Consider the following 17,343-nt stretch of genomic DNA (forward strand, 5'->3'; position numbering starts at 1 on the left):
AAAATGACATTTGATATTCGTAGCATGACGACCGAAGACATTCCGCAGGTTTATGCGATGAGCCAGACGCTAAACTGGCCGCACCGCCATGAAGACTGGGCGATCGGCATTGAGCTTGGCGAAGGCGTGGTGATTGAAGATCAGGGTGAAGTGATTGGCAGCGCGATTCTCTGGCGCTGGGGCGACAAAGCCGCCACCATCGGTCTGGTCATTGTCGCAAACTCACATCAGGGGCGCGGGCTGGGCAAGCAGCTGATGCTGGCCTTGTTAGAGAAAGTTCCCGGCTACAATGTGCGTCTGCACGCCACCGAGATGGGGAAAGGCCTGTATGAAAAGCTCGGCTTCGTTGCCTGCGGTAAGATCCTTCAGTACCAGACGCCATCCCTGACGACGCTGCCCAGGGTCGCGATCCCGGCTGGGTTGACGTTGCGCAGCGCCACCCTTGACGACCGGGATGCGCTGGTAAACATGGACCAGGCCGCCCACGGGCTTTTCCGCCCGGCGCTGGTGGCGCATCTGATTACCGACAATCAGACCGTGATATTGCAGGATGATGAGCAACGCCTTAAGGGCTTTGCCAGCCTGCGCCGTTTTGGCCGTGGCTGGGTCATTGGTCCCGTTATTGCAGAAGATTTTCCGGTTGCGCAGGCGCTGTCGGCTGCGCTGATGCAGGGCATGAAGGGCGAGTATTTGCGCATGGATACGGATGCGGCTTTACCGCTGGCTCCCTGGCTGGAGAGCCTGGGCCTCACGAATGTTGATGCGCCCGTCACGATGGTGCGCGGTGAGGTCTGGGTAGCGCAAGGTATGCAGGCGTTTGGTCTGACCACGCAGGCCATGGCCTGATGCACGTTGTCTATAAATCTGAACCCCAGCGCGGCCTTTACTGGCAGCGCTGGCTGGCTGAACACGCGCCCGATATCCACTTACATCTCTGGCCGGAAACCGGTGATGCGGCTCAGGTTGATGCCCTGGTCGCCTGGTTGCCGCCGGATGACCTTATGGCCTGTTTTCCCAATCTGAAAGTCCTGTTTTCTGTGGGCGCAGGGGCTGAGCAGTTTGATCTGTCCACGCTGCCTGGCCACATCCCGCTGGTCAGAACGATTGAACCTGGCCTGACGCAGGGCATGGTGGAATACGTCACCTTTGCGGTGCTGGGGCTGCATCGCGACATGCCACGCTATTTCCAGCAGCAACGCCACCAGCAGTGGCAGGCGCATCTGGCGATGCCCGCCAGTCAGCGTCGCATCGGCATTATGGGCCTGGGCGAACTGGGCCGCGCGGCGCTGGCGCAGCTTCAGTCGATGGGATTTGACTGCGGCGGCTGGAGCCGTACGCCGCACCATATTGCGGGCGTGCCGTGCTGGCATGGTGACGATCAGCTGTCCGACTTTCTGGCGCGCAGCGATATTCTGGTGTGCCTGCTGCCGCTAACGTCCAGCACCCAGGGACGCCTGAATGCCGGGCTGTTCGGCCAGTTGCCTGCGGGAGCCGCACTGGTTCAGGTGGGACGCGGCCCTCAGCTAAATCATCAGGACCTGTTGGATGCGCTCGACAGCGGCCAGTTACGGGCTGCGGTGATCGATGTCACCGATCCCGAACCTTTGCCTGCCGGTCACGCATTTTGGACGCACCCGGCTGTGTGGTTGACGCCGCACATCGCCAGCCAGACGCAGAATGACAGCGCGATTAAGGCGCTTCTGGCTAACCTGCGTCGCTTTCAGCGCGGCGAGCCGCTGGTCGGCGTCGTTGATCGTTCACGAGGATATTGAAATGGACCCTTTAGTGGCATTGCGCCGTGATCTGCACCGTCATCCGGAGCTGGGCTTTCATGAAGCGCGGACCAGCGATATTGTCGCGCGGTTTTTAGAGGATCTCGGCATTGAGGTGCATCGCGGCATCGGTAAAACGGGCGTGGTGGGCGTACTGAAAAAAGGCAGCGGTTCACGCATGATTGGACTGCGGGCTGATATGGATGCGCTGCCCATGCAGGACAACGGCGAGGTGCCCTGGACCAGCCAGACGCCGAACTGCAGCCACGCCTGCGGTCACGATGGCCACACCATTATGCTGCTTGGCGCGGCAGCAAAGCTGACGCGCGAGGTCGAGTTTACCGGCACGGTCTGCTTTATTTTTCAGCCAGCAGAAGAGGGCCTGGCGGGCGCGAAGGCCATGATTGACGACGGTCTGTTCCAGCGCTTCCCCTGCGATGCGGTGTTTGCCCTGCATAACTGGCCTGAATTACCCTTGGGTGAAATTCAGACTCGCCCCGGTGCCATCATGGCCGCGGCAGACCGATTTGATATCACCCTGAAAGGGCCTGGCGGCCATGCCGCACAGCCTCATCTCACGCACGATACGCTGCTTGCCCTCAGTGAACTGGTGGTGCAGTTAAACACTCTGGTGCCCCGGGCGCTTGATCCCTGCGAACCGGCGTTGCTGACCGTGACGCGCATGCAGGGCGGATTTTCTCACAATATGATCCCTGCGGAAGCCAATATCACCGGCACGGTACGCACGTTCAACCCAGCGGCACAGGACATCATCGAATCACGTCTGCGGCACATGGCCGGGCACATCGCGGCGGCGCATGGATTGGACGCCGAGGTGAATTATTTGCGTTATTACCCAGCCACCATCAACAGCGAGTCTGAGGCAAGTCAGGCCCTCGCGGCCTTGCAGGCGGCAGGCATGACAGCCCGGCTGGCCCCTCAGCCTGCGCTGACCTCAGAAGATTTTGCTTTTATGTTACAGGCAAAGCCTGGCGCTTATTTGTGGATAGGATCGGCACCCAGCAAGCCGCTCCATCACGCCGCCTATGATTTTAACGACGCGCTCATACCCTACGGAATCCAGGCCTTTGTCACGCTGGCCTGTTATGCAACAGGGGCAACATTTCCCGGCTGAAATCCGTGGGATTTTGACACGAAATGCCGCGGCTGACGGAATTACGGCAGCGTCATTGACCAACAGATTGCGATACTTAAGCCAACCGAACACGACGTGGATGAGGTATAAAAATGCAGAATGTCCTGGCAGAGCAGCAAACCTATGCGGACAACAGCCAGTTGCTGGATGTCCGAGATCACAATGTGCCGCGTGGCATTATTACCGCTCATCCGCTGGTGATTGAGCGAGCCAAAGGCAGCGAAGTATGGGATGTGGAAGGCAACCGCTATCTGGATTTTGTGGGCGGTATTGGCGTCCTTAACGTAGGCCACAACCATCCGGCCGTGGTTAACGCCGTCACCCGCCAACTGGGCATGGTGTCCCATGCCTGTTTTCAGGTGGCGGCCTATCCGGGATACATTGAGCTGGCCCAGCGTCTGAATAAGCTGGTGGGCGGTGACGAGCACTATAAAAGCGTGTTTTTCACCAGCGGTGCAGAAGCGGTAGAGAACGCGGTGAAAATCGCCCGTTCTTATACGCAACGGCCGGGCATCATTGCGTTTGACGGGGCTTTCCACGGACGTACCCTGCTTGGCGTGACGCTGACGGGCATGTCTGCGCCATACAAACAGAATTTTGGTCCGTTCCCGGGGGATGTTTATCGCCTGCCGTTCCCGAATCCGTTGCACGGTGTGACTGAGGCCGACTGTCTGAAGGCACTTGATCAGCTGTTTTCTGTGCAGATTTTGCCGGAGCGCGTCGCCGCGATTATCATTGAACCCGTTCAGGGCGATGGCGGCTTCTTACCTGCAGGCCCGGCATTTATGCAGGCGCTGCGTCGTATTACTACCCAGCACGGCATTATGCTGATCTGTGATGAAATTCAGAGCGGCTTTGGCCGTACCGGTACCATGTTTGCCTTCCAGCAACTCGGCATCAAACCCGACATGATCACCACGGCGAAGAGCCTGGCCGGTGGCTTGCCGATTTCCGGCGTGGTGGGCAAAGCCGAGATCATGGACAGTCCGGCCCCGGGCGGGTTGGGCGGCACCTATGGTGGTAATGCGCTGGCCTGTGCGGCGGCACTGGCTGTACTGGATATCTTCGAGCAGGAAAACCTGCTGGCGCGCTCCTGCCAGTTGGGCGAGCAGTTAAACCAGCGTCTGCGCCAGCTTGCGGATAAATATGCCTGCATCGGCGATGTACGCGGCGTGGGCTTTATGCAGGCAGTAGAAATTCTGGATGTGGATACCCATAAACCCGACAGCGCGCTGACACAAAAGATCCTCGACAGCGCCTGTCAGGAAGGCCTGCTGCTGATCAAATGTGGTTTGCATCGCAACACCATCCGCTTCCTTGCACCGTTAGTGACCACCGATTCGCAACTCGAAGAAGCGCTGCATATCTTTGATATTGCGCTGGCGCGTGCGACCGGACGCTTAGGTTAGCCGCTCTCTCTCATTGGAAAGGCATCATCCCGGCAGTGCCGCCAGCGTGCGCGCAGCCGGGGTCAACGCTGGCGCATTTTTTGCAAAGCGTGACAGGCCGGGAATTTTTTGTGTTACAAAAAAGTGGCGCACTTGTTATTTTAAAGTGGCGTATTTTAAGTATTTCTAAAAGTGCGCTTTACGCTCGTGTACGCAGATTATCGCCGGGTAGGAGCGAACATCCAGTACAGCTGTAAACAATGAGGGGTGCTATGAACGGCTTAATGAAACTCGACCGCATCGATATCAATATTCTGGTGCAACTCCAAAAAGATGGCCGTATCAGCAACGTCAATCTCGCCGATGCAGTGGGGCTGTCCCCGAGTCCCTGCCTGCAGCGGGTAAAACGGCTGGAGCAGGCCGGCTTTATTACCGGCTACGAAGCGCACGTTAATATCACCAAAATTACCGATTCCGTCACCGTGTTTACCGAAGTCACCCTGAACGGACATCGTCGCGAAGACTTTATGAAGTTCGAAGCTGCGATGCGTGAAGTTGATGAACTGATGGAGTGCCACTTGATTACCGGCGGCTACGATTACCTGTTGCGCTTTATTACCCGCAGCATTGAGCATTATCAGGATGTGATTGAGAAGATGCTGGATGCGCAAATTGGTATCGATAAGTACTTCAGCTATATCGTGATTAAATCACCCGTCATGAAAAGCAGCGTGCCGCTGCGCTCACTGATTAGCAAGCATAACCCGATGGAGTTCGGCGTCTGACTTTTGGTTAAGCGCGCAGGAATCTGACAACCTCATTCCCTGCGCGCGCCTTGCCAGGGCTTATCAGGTTCAGAGCAGCTTAATACTGAGTCGTGTCGCGCTGCTGACAGGTCGAGCCTGATAGCCTTCGACAATGATGCGACTAAAGTGCGCCGCAAGTGAGCCTGCCTGCATCAACGGGATCAGATCGCCCGCTTCGGGACGATAGCCTTTGACAAACTTCACCAGCAGCGTCCCCCCCGCCACTAAAGGCCCGTTCACGATGAGACGGCCACCGCCCTGACCATCAATATCCAGTTCAAGACTGGCTTCGGGCAGCGCCGTGTAGCTCTTCACCTGTACCGGCGACAGGGCAGCAATACGCACGCGGCCCTGATTGCCCACATAGAGATCACCCACGCCAAAGGCGCGGGCTGAACCGGCTTCCAGCACGCCACCCTGAACCTCCGTACCGCCGCTGTAGCGGTTCGCGCCAGTCAGCCTCAGGGTGCCTGAACCCTGTAAGGTCAGCTTTCCCTGACCGCCGATCGCATTCCGCCAGCTGTCGGACTGATTAAAACCGCCTTTAGCGGCGTCCATTGCCACTTTAACGTTGCCGGTAAACTGACCATATCCGTCGGCGGCGGCCACAATGTTCAGGCGTCCCCAGCCCTCAGCATCGTCCATGATCGGGTAACCTGAGGCCAGCGCGGTAGTTTTTAATACCACGCGCCGTTGCAGGGCGCTCAGATAGGGAAACCGGGTTTCCAGCAAAATCTCGGCCCCTTTGGGCACCACGGGGGGACGGTGGCGAGGGCCGATGGGGGCGAAACCAAAGGTCATGCGCCGCAGCGCCTGAAGGCGGTTAAGGGTGGGATCGGCGAAGCGATCGGCGCTCGGCGGCGCGGCATGGGCATAGGCAAAGAAGGTGGCCGGTTGCGTCGCGGTGCGTTGCCATAATGCCTGATGCGCCTGGGTGAAGGCACGCCTGGCATCCTCATGATAAGCCGTCAGATTTGCGGTGGTCACCGCCAGCGCCAGCATGCGCCCGCCGATGACGTCAAGAGGCGAGTGCATTCCGGCCACGATCCGGTTTTCGCCCAGCTCCATACCGCGGCTGACCATCTCCTGATAGCGCTCCGGCACCAGCCACGCCATGGTAAGGGCATCTCTGACGGCTTCCGCCGTGTGGCCGCTGATAAATCCGCCGTCGGTGGCGGGCTGTGGATTTTCCGCAGGCACAAGGGCAGGAACAACCTCCACCGCCGAACGCCAGCGATACGGACGCGCATATTTATAGAAGCGCTTCACCGGTTCGGTCGAGGCGTTGTTGCCCATTTCATTGAGAAAATCCACCACCAGACCGAAGTCGCGATTGCCTTCCTGACTGCCCACGCCGGTATTGTTGCCCTTATCCACGTACAGCACGGTGGTGGCATCAGCCGGAATGCGTGTCAGGGTTGTGACCTGCTGGGCCGCACTGCGCCATGCGCCCGTCAGTGGCCCCATGCCATCTGTGACGCTGTAGCCTTTGCCACGACGGTCGTCGTAATAGGCCGCCTCAGCCTGGGCTGCCGTGCGGCGTCGTGTCGTTGTCACCACATACTGAACATTCGCGGCCAGGACGTGAGAATTAAGGATTGTGCCGCATACGGGGGCTTTGTCAGGCAGTCCCGTACAGTCAGAAGGCGTAATGGCTGCAAAACCCTCACGGGCCGGCGCGGTAACTCCCGCATCGACCTTCAGCGTGCGTGGGCGCCACAGGGCAAGAAAGCCGGATACCACGCGCACGCCGGCATTGGTGTCGAGCGTCGCAAACCGGGCATCACCACGTTGGTTGGTGGCGATATTGTCGATAAAAGCGGGCACGTCTGCCGCAGGCGCGCTGTCGGTGAAGCCCGGATCCCTCGGCGGGACAGGCCGTGCGGTAGCGGGCCGATCCTGACCCAAAACAGGCGTCGAAACCATGCCAGAAAACAGCGCCAGATAAATGCCAAAACGAACAGCAGCAGACATGTTGAAAACCTTCCGGGCGAATGATGGCCCGGTATTGTGGCCGCAAAGCGTTAATGACACATGACAATCCCGTGACGATCTGACGTGAAAATTGCTTTCCAGATGGAGTTATAAAGTTTCCCATTTGTTGTGCAGTCTGCCCCACAAGCGTGCCCTGAACCGCCGTGACGCTGCCGGGGGTTCAGCGCGTCTTATCATAAGAATTCGATCTTGTATCCAAGGCCGTATCCCGACGGGCATTTACGCCCCATGACGTCGCGGCGGCGATTCCTGGCATGCTTCATGCAGTTTCTGTCCGGTAAGCCCTATCCAGTAGAACACAGGCGTGGAAAACGGATTAACACCCCGGCAAGGCGGCACGTCAACGCCACGCAATGCACACATGTCGGCGGCGATACGGCACGTTTTTCGTCATAACGATGGCGAGTACAGGATGAAAAACAGTGCCCCAACGCGGCTACCCGTGGACTGACATTGACCAGGAACTGACAAATGAAAAAACAGGCTTCCCCAACGTTAGAACAGGAGTTTGAGCACGAACCTGTGCCGCTCTCACATCGCCATCCGACCCGGTCGGTTTCGGCCGTCTGGTTTGGTTTTCCTATGATCCTCACGAATGCGCTGTTTGGCGGCATCATCACCTGGCACCTTGGCTTCTGGCCTGCGCTGCTGGCGATTGTGATGGGCAATCTGGTGCTGTTTGCCTACGTCGGTGCGCTGAGCTGGTTTGCCGGTAATACCGGTATGAACTTTGCCCTGCAGGCGAAAAGAACCTTTGGCAGCAAAGGTTACATCCTCGTGTCGGGCTTCCTCTCGACCGTGGTGATTGGCTGGTACGCCTTTCAGACCGGACTGACCGGTACGGTGATTCATGAGACTTTCGGCTGGAATGCCCTGTCGGTGACGGCATTTGCCATGGTGCTGTTTACGGCCGTGACCTTCCTGGGCGTGCGCGCCTTGTCGGTGTTGGGCATGATTGCTGCGCCGATGTTTGTGATTCTGGGGTTTGTCGCGCTGTACTTCGTGGGGCAGACGCATGAATTTTCCAGCATGTTTCACTGGAAAGGCAGCCCGGCGGTGGCGGGGGCCATGAGCATGGGCACGGCGGTCACCATGGTGGTGGCGGGTTTTGCCGATTCCGGCACCATGACCGCCGATTTCACCCGCTGGTCGAAGAGTGGACGTGCTGCGGTCATTGCCGCCTTTTCGGCCTTTCCGGTCGCGAACCTGATCGCCTATCTGTTTGGCGTGGTTATCGTTTCGGTTGGCGCGGCGGTCGATCCGCTGACCAACGGCGGCAATTTTCTGCCCATGCTGATGGGCCATGGTGATGTCCTGACCCTGGTGGCTTTCCTGTTTGTGTTTATCAACCTTGGCTCGGTATGTACGCACTGTCTTTATAACGGTGCAGTCGGGTTTAGCCATCTCTTTAACAGCAAGATGCGCCGCTGGACCCTGATTCTTGGCGCCATCGGCGGTCTGCTGGCACTGGCAGGCGTCTGGTCATATTTTCTCGAGTGGCTGAGTCTGCTGGGCGTGGTGGTGCCGCCGTTTGGTGCGGTCATGATTGTTGATCTGATTTTTATGGCAAAGCTGAGTGAACAGCGCCCGGCGCAACGCTTCCATGGCGCGGCTTTCGCGGCCTGGGCGCTGGGAAGCCTGTGCGCGGTCGTCGCGCATCTGGCGTTCCCCCAGTTTGGCGAAGCGGTCATCGGTCTGGTGACGGCCGCACTCAGCTACACCCTGATTATTAAATTACGTTCCCCCACGCCGCGACTGGAGAAGAACAATGCCTGAGTACAGTGTGAATTCCACCCCTTATGCCTGGCCGTTTGATGGCCATTTTAGTCCGGCCGACACGGCTCTCCTCGTCATTGATATGCAAACCGATTTTTGCGGCCCGGGGGGGTACGTTGACAGGATGGGCTACGACATTGGCCTGACGCGTGCGCCTGTCGAACCCCTTAAAGTGTTACTGGCACGTATGCGTGCGCTTCAGTTTCCCATCATTCACACCCGGGAAGGGCATCGCGCGGACCTGAGTGACTTACCGGCAAACAAGCGCTGGCGTTCGGCCAGGATGCAGGCGGAGATCGGCAGTGCAGGGCCGTGCGGCCGTATCCTGGTGCGCGGTGAGCCGGGCTGGGAGATTATCCCCGAGCTCGCCCCCTTAGCAGGAGAAGTGATCATTGATAAGCCCGGTAAAGGATCCTTTTATGCCACAGACCTTGAGCTGGTCTTACGCAGTCGCGGCATTCGGAATTTAATTATTACCGGTATCACGACGGATGTATGTGTTCATACGACACTGAGAGAGGCCAACGATCGCGGATATGAGTGCCTGGTTTTGTCCGACTGTTGTGCCGCCACAGAGCAACGCCATCATGAAGCCGCGCTGAGCATGATCCACATGCAGGGCGGCATCTTTGGTGCCGTTGCCACCTCTGCCGCGCTGCTGGACACGCTCGGTCAGCCTTAGGTTGTTCTGCCAGCCTGTCGCCCTGAGCGGGACAGGCTGGCGCAAATTCATTTTTACGTCACCGTCTCGTCACCTCGCTGTCATCTGATCCCGTCACTCTGTTTCCATCCCGCAGCATCTTCGCTGTGAAATCCCTCTACTGATGTGAGGATTTAATTGTGATGGAGTTATCCAGACATCCGACCACTGTCTATCAGGCTGTTGCCGCGCAACTGGAGCAGGCTGTTCAGGAACGCTACCGCAGCGGTGACTATTTACCCTCTGAGCAGCAGCTGGCCGATCACTATGCGGTGAACCGCCACACGCTGCGTCGGGCGGTAGACGAACTGGTGAACAAGGGCCTGCTGCAGCGTCGCCATGGCGTCGGCATTTTAGTGCTGATGCGCCCCTACGACTATCCGTTACACGCTCAGGCTCGCTTCAGCCAGAACCTGATGGAGCAGGGCAGCGATCCCACCAGTGAACGTCTGCTGGCGGTGCTGCGCCCGGCCAGTGCCGACGTGGCCGCCGCGCTTGGCGTCAGTGAAGGCGATAACGTTATTCACCTGCGAACCCTGCGCCGTGTAAATGGCCTGCCGGTCTGCCTGATCAACCACTTCCTTGCCGATCTCAGCTGGTGGCCACAGCTGCAGCGCTTTAACAGCGGCTCACTTCATGACTATCTGCAGCTGTACACCGGTAAGCAGCTGGTACGCAGCCAGACGCGCATCAGCACCCGCCGGGCCCAGGCCAAAGAGTGTAAGCAACTGGAAATCGCGCTGCACTCTCCACTGTTGTGCGTGCGGACGCTGAATAAAACCACCGATGGCGCGATGGCGGAATACTCCGTCAGCCTCACGCGTGGCGACATGATCGAACTCACTCTGGAGCATTAATGAAACAGCAAACGGCCCGCCAGCACTGGCTTTCGGTGTTGGCACACAGCAGCGCAGCCGAGCTTGACGCGTACTGGCAGCCGCTCAACCTCAAGCCCGAATTTACCCTGATTCGCCCGGCCGAGATTGGCCTGACGCGTCTGCAGGCCCGCATGGGCGCCACCGGCAAACGCTTTGTGGTGGGCGATGCCACCGTGACGCGTGCGGTGGTGCGGCTGAACGACGGCACCCTGGGTTACAGCTATCTGCTCGGCCGGGATAAAGCCCATGCCGAACGCTGTGCCCTGATGGATGCCCTGTTGCAACAGGCCGACACCGCTGAACTGCTGCAGGAAAAAATGATTATCCCGCTGGCGGCCTCACGTGAAGAGCAGCGTCAGCTGCGCGCACGTGAAATCGCCAGCAGCAAAGTGGACTTCTTTACGCTGGTACGCGGAGACAATGAATGACTTTACTGGCAAGTTTTAATCACCCGGTTGCGGACGCGCAGCACGCCTTCCGCCGCATCCTGAAAGCCATGAGCGAGCCTGGCGTGATGGTTTCCCTGCCGCTGCAACAGGGCTGGGGCGCACTTTCGCCTGCCGCCACCGCCGTGCTGCTGACGCTGGTGGATCAGGAGAGCCCGCTGTGGCTGGATCCCCAGGTCGATAATCAGGAACTGCGCGATAACCTGCGTTTCCATACTGGTGCGCCCCTTACCGACAGCAATGACGCAGCCTTTGCGCTCAGCCACGCGACCGCTCAGCCCAATCCTGCAGACTTCGCCGCAGGCGACAATCTGGCACCGGAAAAAAGCACCACGTTGATTATTGAGGTGCCCGCACTGAACGGTGGGCTGGCGCTACGGTTGTCTGGCCCGGGCCTGCGTGAAGCGCGCGCCATTGCGCCCCAGTTGCCGGAAAGCGTGCTCGAATACCTGCGTGCCCGACCGCATCCGTTCCCTCAGGGCGTGGATCTCATCTTTACCTGTGGCGAAGCGATGATGGCGGTGCCACGGACAACCCATGTTGAGGTGTGCTCATGTACGTAGCGGTTAAAGGGGGCGAAAAAGCCATTGCCAATGCCCATCATCTTCAGGCCGATCTGCGTCGGGGCGACCGTGCGGTCGCGGAGTTATCCTGCGATCAGATCGCGCAGCAGCTTGGCCTGGCGGTAGATCGTGTGATGACCGAAGGCGGCATTTACGATCCCGCGCTGGCGGCGTTAGCCATTAAACAGGCCAGCGGCGATCTGGTTGAGGCCATTTTTTTACTGCGCGCCTATCGCACAACCTTGCCTCGCCTGGCGCAAAGCACGCCGCTGGACACCGGCAACATGCGGATCGAGCGGCGTATCTCCGCGGTTTATAAGGATTTGCCTGGCGGTCAGGTTTTAGGCCCAACCTATGACTACAGCCACCGGCTGCTGGACTTTACCCTGATGGCTAACGGGGAAACGCCTCTGCCGCCGCGCAGCGAGCAGGCGCTGCCCGAACACTGCCCGCACATGTTCAGCATGATGAGCGACGAAGGCTTAGCAGAGCGTGAAAGCGACGACGGCAGCGAACCCACCGACATCACCCGAGAGCCGATGGGCTTTCCCGCCTCACGTGCCGCACGACTGCAACAGCTGGTGCGCGGCGATGAAGGTTTTCTGCTGTCGCTGGGCTATTCCACCCAGCGCGGCTATGGCCGCACCCATCCGTTTGCCGGAGAAATCCGGACCGGTTATGTCAGCGTCAGCGTTTGCCCGGAAGAACTGGGATTTGAGCTGGAAATTGGGGAAATGCTGCTGACCGAGTGTGAAATGGTCAACGGCTTTACCCACGATGGGGAAAGCGCACCGCACTTCACGCGCGGCTATGGACTGGTCTTTGGTCGGGCAGAGCGTAAAGCCATGTCCATGGCGCTGGTGGATCGCGCCTTACAGACGCGCGAGCACAATGAACGTATCACCAGCCCGGCGCAGGATGAGGAATTTGTTCTGTCTCATGCGGATAACGTTGAAGCCGCAGGCTTTGTTTCCCACTTAAAACTGCCGCACTACGTCGATTTCCAGGCGGAACTGGAACTGCTGAAACGTCTGCGTCAGGACTATCAGGAGCAGCAAAATGGCTGAACTCAGCGGCTATAACAACGGCTACCTTGACGAGCAAACCAAACGCACTATCCGGCGCGCCATCTTAAAAGCGGTGGCGATTCCCGGCTATCAGGTGCCCTTTGCCGGACGCGAAATGCCGATGCCTTACGGCTGGGGCACCGGCGGGATTCAAATCACCGCCAGCGTCATTGGCGACAAAGACGTTCTGAAAGTCATCGACCAGGGCGCGGACGATACGACCAACGCCGTCTCCATCCGCCGTTTCTTCCAGCGAGTGAGCGGCGCGGCCACCACGGAACGCACGGTGGATGCCACGCTAATTCAGACGCGCCACCGTATTCCGGAAACCCCGCTGGAAGAAGATCAGATCCTGATTTTTCAGGTGCCGATTCCCGAGCCGCTGCGCTTTATTGAGCCGCGCGAGACGGAAACCCGCACCATGCATGCGCTGGAAGAGTACGGCATCATGCAGGTCAAACTGTACGAAGATATCGCCCGTTTCGGCCACATCGCCACCACCTATGCCTATCCGGTGAAGGTCAACGATCGCTATGTGATGGATCCGTCGCCGATTCCCAAATTCGATAACCCGAAGATGCACATGATGCCCGCCCTGCAGCTGTTTGGTGCCGGACGCGAGAAGCGCATCTATGCCTTGCCGCCTTACACCAAAGTTGAAAGCCTCGACTTCGACGATCATCCCTTCACCGTGCAGCAGTGGGACGAACCCTGTGCGCTGTGCGGATCGCGTCACAGCTATCTGGACGAGGTAGTGATGGACGATCAGGGAACGCGCATGTTTGTGTGCTCAGATACCGATTTTTGCCACCAGCAGCAGGAACAACAACATGCACAGTGAACAACCGCTGCTCGCGGTCAATAACCTCACGCACCTTTACGCACCGGGCAAAGGTTTCGAAGAGGTCAGCTTTGATCTCTACCCGGGCGAGGTGCTGGGGATTGTGGGAGAGTCCGGTTCGGGTAAAACCACGTTGCTGCGCAGCCTGTCTGCCCGGCTGGCCCCGCAGGCAGGCGCAATTCATTACCTGCAGCGCGATCTTTACCAGATGAGCGAAAGCGACCGTCGCCGCTTACTGCGCACGGAGTGGGGCGTGGTACACCAGCATCCGCTGGAAGGACTGCGTCCTCAGGTCACGGCGGGCGGCAATATCGGTGAACGTTTAATGGCCGTCGGCCACCGTCACTATGGCGAGATCCGCGCCGAGGCGAGTCACTGGCTGCAGGCGGTGGAAATCGCAGCGAACCGTATCGATGACCTGCCGACGACGTTTTCCGGCGGCATGCAACAGCGTCTGCAAATCGCCCGCAATTTAGTGACCCAGCCGAAACTGGTGTTTATGGATGAACCCACAGGCGGGCTGGACGTCTCGGTGCAGGCGCGACTGCTGGACCTGCTGCGTACGCTGGTGCGCGAACTGAATCTGGCGGTGATCATTGTGACCCACGATCTGGGCGTGGCGCGCCTGCTGGCGCATCGGCTGCTGGTCATGAAGCAGGGCCGGGTCGTGGAAAGTGGTTTAACGGACCGCGTGCTGGATGATCCGCATCATCCTTATACGCAACTGCTGGTTTCATCGGTGCTTAACTAATGGCGACAGCGACTATGAAGACGCAACTGCGCGTGGAAAATTTGTGCAAAACCTTTGTGCTGCACAATCAGAACGGGGCGGCTCTGCCGGTGCTGCAGGATGCCAGCCTGGAAGTCAGTGAGGGCGAATGCGTGGTGCTGCACGGGCATTCGGGCAGCGGAAAATCGACTCTGCTCCGTGCCCTGTATGGCAACTATCAGGCCAACAGCGGCAGTATCTGGGTGCAGCATCTGGGCGAATGGGTCGATATGGCACAGGCACCCGCCCGCCAGATTATTGCCATTCGCCGGGATACCATCGGCTGGGTCAGTCAGTTTCTGCGGGTCATCCCGCGCGTGCCGACCCTGGAGATCGTCATGCAGCCGTTACTGGAACGCGGCGTTGAGCGCAGCTTCTGCGAAGCGCGCGCCAAAGATCTGCTGACCCGGCTCAATGTCCCGCAACGCCTCTGGTCCCTGGCACCCTCGACGTTCTCCGGTGGAGAGCAGCAGCGCGTCAACATCGCCCGTGGCTTTATTGCCGATTATCCCGTGCTGCTGCTGGATGAGCCTACGGCATCGCTCGACAGCGTTAACAGCGCCGCAGTCGTGAGTTTGATTGAACAGGCGCGCGCGCGTGGCGCGGCCATTGTCGGTATTTTTCATGATGAAGCGGTGCGGGAGCGTGTGGCCGATCGCCTGCACGTGATGCAGCCCTTCAAAACAGGGGCAGAAGCATGATCATCAATAATGTAAAGCTGGTGCTGGAAAACGAAGTGGTAGAGGGATCGCTGGAGTTTCGTGAAGACCGCATTACGAACTTTAGCGAAACCGCCAGCCAGCTCGCCGGCGCGCTGGACGGAGAGGGCGCGTTTCTGTTGCCCGGCCTGGTCGAGCTGCACACGGACAACCTGGATAAGTTCTTCACCCCGCGGCCTAAGGTTGACTGGCCGGCCCATTCCGCCATGAGCAGCCACGATGCGCTGATGGTGGCCAGCGGCATCACCACCGTGCTGGATGCCATCGGTGTAGGTGATGTACGCGATGGGGGGCACCGGCTGGAAAATCTCAGCAAAATGATTGGCGCGATTCGTGACAGTAACCGCAAGGGGCTCAACCGCGCCGAGCATTTATTACATCTGCGCTGCGAACTGCCGCATCACACCACGCTGCCGCTGTTTGAGGCGCTCATCTCCTCACCAGAGCTGTCGCTGGTCTCGCTGATGGACCATTCACCGGGGCAGCGCCAGTACGCATCGCTGGAAAAGTATCGCGAGTACTATCAGGGAAAATATCAGCTCAATGACGAGCAGATGGACGAGTTTGAGCGCGATCAGCTGGCGCTGGCCAGAGAGTGGTCACAGCCCAACCGCCTGGCGATTGCCGCGCTGTGCCGGGAACATGGTATTGCGATTGCCAGCCACGATGATGCGACCGAAGCGCACGTGGAAGAGTCGCACGGCGTGGGCAGCGCGATAGCTGAATTCCCCACCACGCTGGAGGCGGCGAAGGCGTCACGTTATTGCAATATGCAGGTGTTAATGGGCGCACCGAATATTGTTCGCGGTGGTTCGCACTCTGGTAACGTAGCCGCCTGGGAGCTGGCATCACACGGGATGCTGGATATTCTGTCATCGGACTATTATCCCGGCAGCCTGTTGGATGCGGCCTTCCGCTTAGCGGCGGATGAGCGGAACACGCTGTCACTGTCCCAGTCTGTTGCGCTGGTCACCTGTAATCCGGCGCGCGCGTTGGGGCTGGAGGATCGTGGCGTGATTACGGAAGGCTGCCGCGCCGACCTGGTACTGGCGCATACCCAACATGGTCATCCCCACATCCGCCATGTCTGGAGCAAAGGCCGGCAGGTGTACTGATGGCCCGGCTTATCTGGCTCATCGGCCCGTCCGGCTCAGGAAAGGACAGCCTGCTGGACCTGCTGCGCGAGGCGCCGCCTGAAGGCCTGCTGATTGCGCACCGCTATATCACCCGCCCTCACGATGTGGGGGGCGAAAACCACGTGGCTCTGACGGAAGCGGAGTTTATCCGGCGCAAGGCGCTGGGGTTATTTGCGGTCAGCTGGCAGGCCCACGGTTTTCATTACGGTATCGGGAGTGAAATCGATGGCTGGCTGGCGTGCGGGCAGAACGTGCTGGTAAACGGCTCCCGTCAGCATCTGGAACAGGTTCGTGCGCGTTACGGCGCACGGCTGTTGCCGCTGTGTATTGAGGTTTCGCCATTGGTGCTGGCCGCGCGTTTACGACAGCGGGGACGTGAGAGTGAAGAGGAGATCGTTCAACGACTGGCGCGCGCGGCACAACATCAGCCAGAGGGCTGCCTGCGGCTAAACAATGATGGTGCGCTGGTGGATACGGTACAACAGTTACGACAGTTGCTGGCGGAATTCCCATGAAACTGACCTTGCTTGGTACCGGCGGTGTGACAGGCGCGCCGGTGTTCGGTTGTGACTGTCATGCCTGTTTGCGCGCCCGCGACGCTTCCCGCTATCGCCGCGCGCCCACCAGCGCGTTAATTGAGGCCGGACGCGAACGTATTTTACTGGATGCCGGTTTGCCATTGCTGGCCGAGCGCTTTCAGCCTGGCGAAATTAACCGAATTTTGCTGACTCATTATCATATGGACCATGTGCAGGGGCTGTTCACTCTTCGCTGGGGCGAGGGCGAATCTATTCCTGTGTGGGGACCGCCGGACGACAAGGGCTGCGATGACCTGTTTAAGCATCCCGGACTGCTGGATTTCCGCCCCGCTTTAACGCCTTACGTGGCACATCAGTTCGGTGAATTACAGGTGACACCCCTGCCGCTTCAACATTCACGACTGACCCACGGCTATCTGTTTGACTGGCATGGATCGCGTCTGGCCTGGCTGTGCGATACCTGCGGTCTGCCGCCGGACACCGCCGATTTCCTGCGTGGACAACGGCTGGATCACCTGCTGGTAGACTGTAACGATCCCCCCGGGCAGGGCGGACGCAATCATAACGATTTGACCGCCGCGCTAAACATCATTGATGAACTGAAACCGCACCAGGCCTGGCTGATTCATCTGAGCCATCACATGGATAACTGGCTGGCAGAGCACGCCTTACCCGATGGGGTTCGGGCAGCCTGTGACGGCTTGTCGCTGTCTCTGGGTGCCGATTTGCCTGTCACAGTTTAATCATCTAACCGTAATACAGCCTTCATCCCCCGTGTTCTTAATATAGCGG

General features: G+C 58.9%; 18 protein-coding genes. 17 read left to right on the top strand and 1 reads right to left on the bottom strand.

The window, feature by feature from the left end; genetic code table 11:
- The first annotated feature begins 3 nt into the window (after positions 1-3).
- The 5 genes from PAGR_RS08335 to PAGR_RS08355 all read left to right on the top strand — a co-directional run bounded on the left by PAGR_RS08335 (position 4) and on the right by PAGR_RS08355 (position 5,101).
- Positions 4-846, top strand: coding sequence for a GNAT family N-acetyltransferase (locus PAGR_RS08335; protein WP_014605504.1), 843 nt, complete (start codon positions 4-6; stop codon positions 844-846).
- Positions 846-1,772 carry a 2-hydroxyacid dehydrogenase gene (locus PAGR_RS08340; protein WP_014594016.1) on the top strand — a complete coding sequence of 309 codons (927 nt, stop codon included), beginning with the start codon at positions 846-848 and terminating at the stop codon, positions 1,770-1,772. The genes PAGR_RS08335 and PAGR_RS08340 overlap by 1 nt, the downstream gene beginning before the upstream one ends.
- Position 1,773: 1 nt before the next feature.
- On the top strand, positions 1,774-2,907 hold the full coding sequence (locus PAGR_RS08345; protein ID WP_014605505.1) for a M20 aminoacylase family protein: 1,134 nt from the start codon (positions 1,774-1,776) through the stop codon (positions 2,905-2,907).
- Between the two features lie 113 nt (positions 2,908-3,020).
- Positions 3,021-4,337, top strand: coding sequence for a 4-aminobutyrate--2-oxoglutarate transaminase (gabT, locus tag PAGR_RS08350; protein WP_013026283.1), 1,317 nt, complete (start codon positions 3,021-3,023; stop codon positions 4,335-4,337).
- Between the two features lie 251 nt (positions 4,338-4,588).
- The gene (locus tag PAGR_RS08355; RefSeq protein ID WP_014605506.1) at positions 4,589-5,101 is read left to right on the top strand and encodes an Lrp/AsnC family transcriptional regulator; all 513 of its coding nucleotides are present in this window, start codon (positions 4,589-4,591) and stop codon (positions 5,099-5,101) included.
- Between the two features lie 69 nt (positions 5,102-5,170).
- On the opposite strand, the gene PAGR_RS24295 is transcribed toward PAGR_RS08355, so the two are convergent.
- Entirely contained in the window at positions 5,171-7,096 is a 1,926-nt protein-coding gene (locus tag PAGR_RS24295; protein ID WP_014605507.1) for a phosphatase PAP2 family protein, read from the bottom strand.
- Between the two features lie 492 nt (positions 7,097-7,588).
- On the opposite strand from PAGR_RS24295, the gene PAGR_RS08365 reads away from it, so the two are divergent.
- From PAGR_RS08365 to phnP, 12 genes are all read left to right on the top strand, one after another.
- Positions 7,589-8,893 (top strand): purine-cytosine permease family protein, encoded by a 1,305-nt coding sequence (locus PAGR_RS08365; RefSeq protein WP_013026280.1) that lies wholly within the window; start codon positions 7,589-7,591, stop codon positions 8,891-8,893.
- Complete coding sequence (gene biuH / locus PAGR_RS08370) at positions 8,886-9,575, top strand: biuret amidohydrolase (RefSeq protein WP_014594012.1); 690 nt, start codon at positions 8,886-8,888, stop codon at positions 9,573-9,575. The genes PAGR_RS08365 and biuH overlap by 8 nt, the downstream gene beginning before the upstream one ends.
- Positions 9,576-9,736: 161 nt before the next feature.
- Positions 9,737-10,450, top strand: coding sequence for a phosphonate metabolism transcriptional regulator PhnF (phnF, locus tag PAGR_RS08375; protein WP_014605508.1), 714 nt, complete (start codon positions 9,737-9,739; stop codon positions 10,448-10,450).
- Positions 10,450-10,899 carry a phosphonate C-P lyase system protein PhnG gene (gene phnG, locus PAGR_RS08380; RefSeq protein WP_013026277.1) on the top strand — a complete coding sequence of 150 codons (450 nt, stop codon included), beginning with the start codon at positions 10,450-10,452 and terminating at the stop codon, positions 10,897-10,899. Before phnF ends, phnG begins: the two co-directional genes overlap by 1 nt.
- On the top strand, positions 10,896-11,480 hold the full coding sequence (phnH, locus tag PAGR_RS08385) for a phosphonate C-P lyase system protein PhnH (protein WP_014594010.1): 585 nt from the start codon (positions 10,896-10,898) through the stop codon (positions 11,478-11,480). Before phnG ends, phnH begins: the two co-directional genes overlap by 4 nt.
- On the top strand, positions 11,471-12,547 hold the full coding sequence (locus PAGR_RS08390) for a carbon-phosphorus lyase complex subunit (RefSeq protein ID WP_014605509.1): 1,077 nt from the start codon (positions 11,471-11,473) through the stop codon (positions 12,545-12,547). The genes phnH and PAGR_RS08390 overlap by 10 nt, the downstream gene beginning before the upstream one ends.
- The gene (locus PAGR_RS08395) at positions 12,540-13,388 is read left to right on the top strand and encodes an alpha-D-ribose 1-methylphosphonate 5-phosphate C-P-lyase PhnJ (RefSeq protein ID WP_013026274.1); all 849 of its coding nucleotides are present in this window, start codon (positions 12,540-12,542) and stop codon (positions 13,386-13,388) included. Before PAGR_RS08390 ends, PAGR_RS08395 begins: the two co-directional genes overlap by 8 nt.
- Positions 13,378-14,139: a phosphonate C-P lyase system protein PhnK gene (phnK, locus tag PAGR_RS08400; RefSeq protein WP_014594006.1), complete on the top strand. Its 762-nt coding sequence runs from the start codon at positions 13,378-13,380 to the stop codon at positions 14,137-14,139. Before PAGR_RS08395 ends, phnK begins: the two co-directional genes overlap by 11 nt.
- On the top strand, positions 14,139-14,858 hold the full coding sequence (gene phnL, locus PAGR_RS08405) for a phosphonate C-P lyase system protein PhnL (RefSeq protein WP_013026272.1): 720 nt from the start codon (positions 14,139-14,141) through the stop codon (positions 14,856-14,858). The genes phnK and phnL overlap by 1 nt, the downstream gene beginning before the upstream one ends.
- Complete coding sequence (gene phnM, locus PAGR_RS08410) at positions 14,855-15,991, top strand: alpha-D-ribose 1-methylphosphonate 5-triphosphate diphosphatase (RefSeq protein WP_013026271.1); 1,137 nt, start codon at positions 14,855-14,857, stop codon at positions 15,989-15,991. Before phnL ends, phnM begins: the two co-directional genes overlap by 4 nt.
- Positions 15,991-16,527: a ribose 1,5-bisphosphokinase gene (gene phnN / locus PAGR_RS08415; protein WP_014605510.1), complete on the top strand. Its 537-nt coding sequence runs from the start codon at positions 15,991-15,993 to the stop codon at positions 16,525-16,527. Before phnM ends, phnN begins: the two co-directional genes overlap by 1 nt.
- A complete protein-coding gene (gene phnP / locus PAGR_RS08420; RefSeq protein WP_014594004.1) occupies positions 16,524-17,294 on the top strand; it encodes a phosphonate metabolism protein PhnP in 771 nt (256 codons plus the stop codon). Before phnN ends, phnP begins: the two co-directional genes overlap by 4 nt.
- The last annotated feature ends 49 nt before the right edge of the window (positions 17,295-17,343 follow it).

Origin of the sequence: Pantoea ananatis PA13 (assembly GCF_000233595.1) — a bacterium.
Lineage (GTDB): Bacteria > Pseudomonadota > Gammaproteobacteria > Enterobacterales > Enterobacteriaceae > Pantoea > Pantoea ananatis.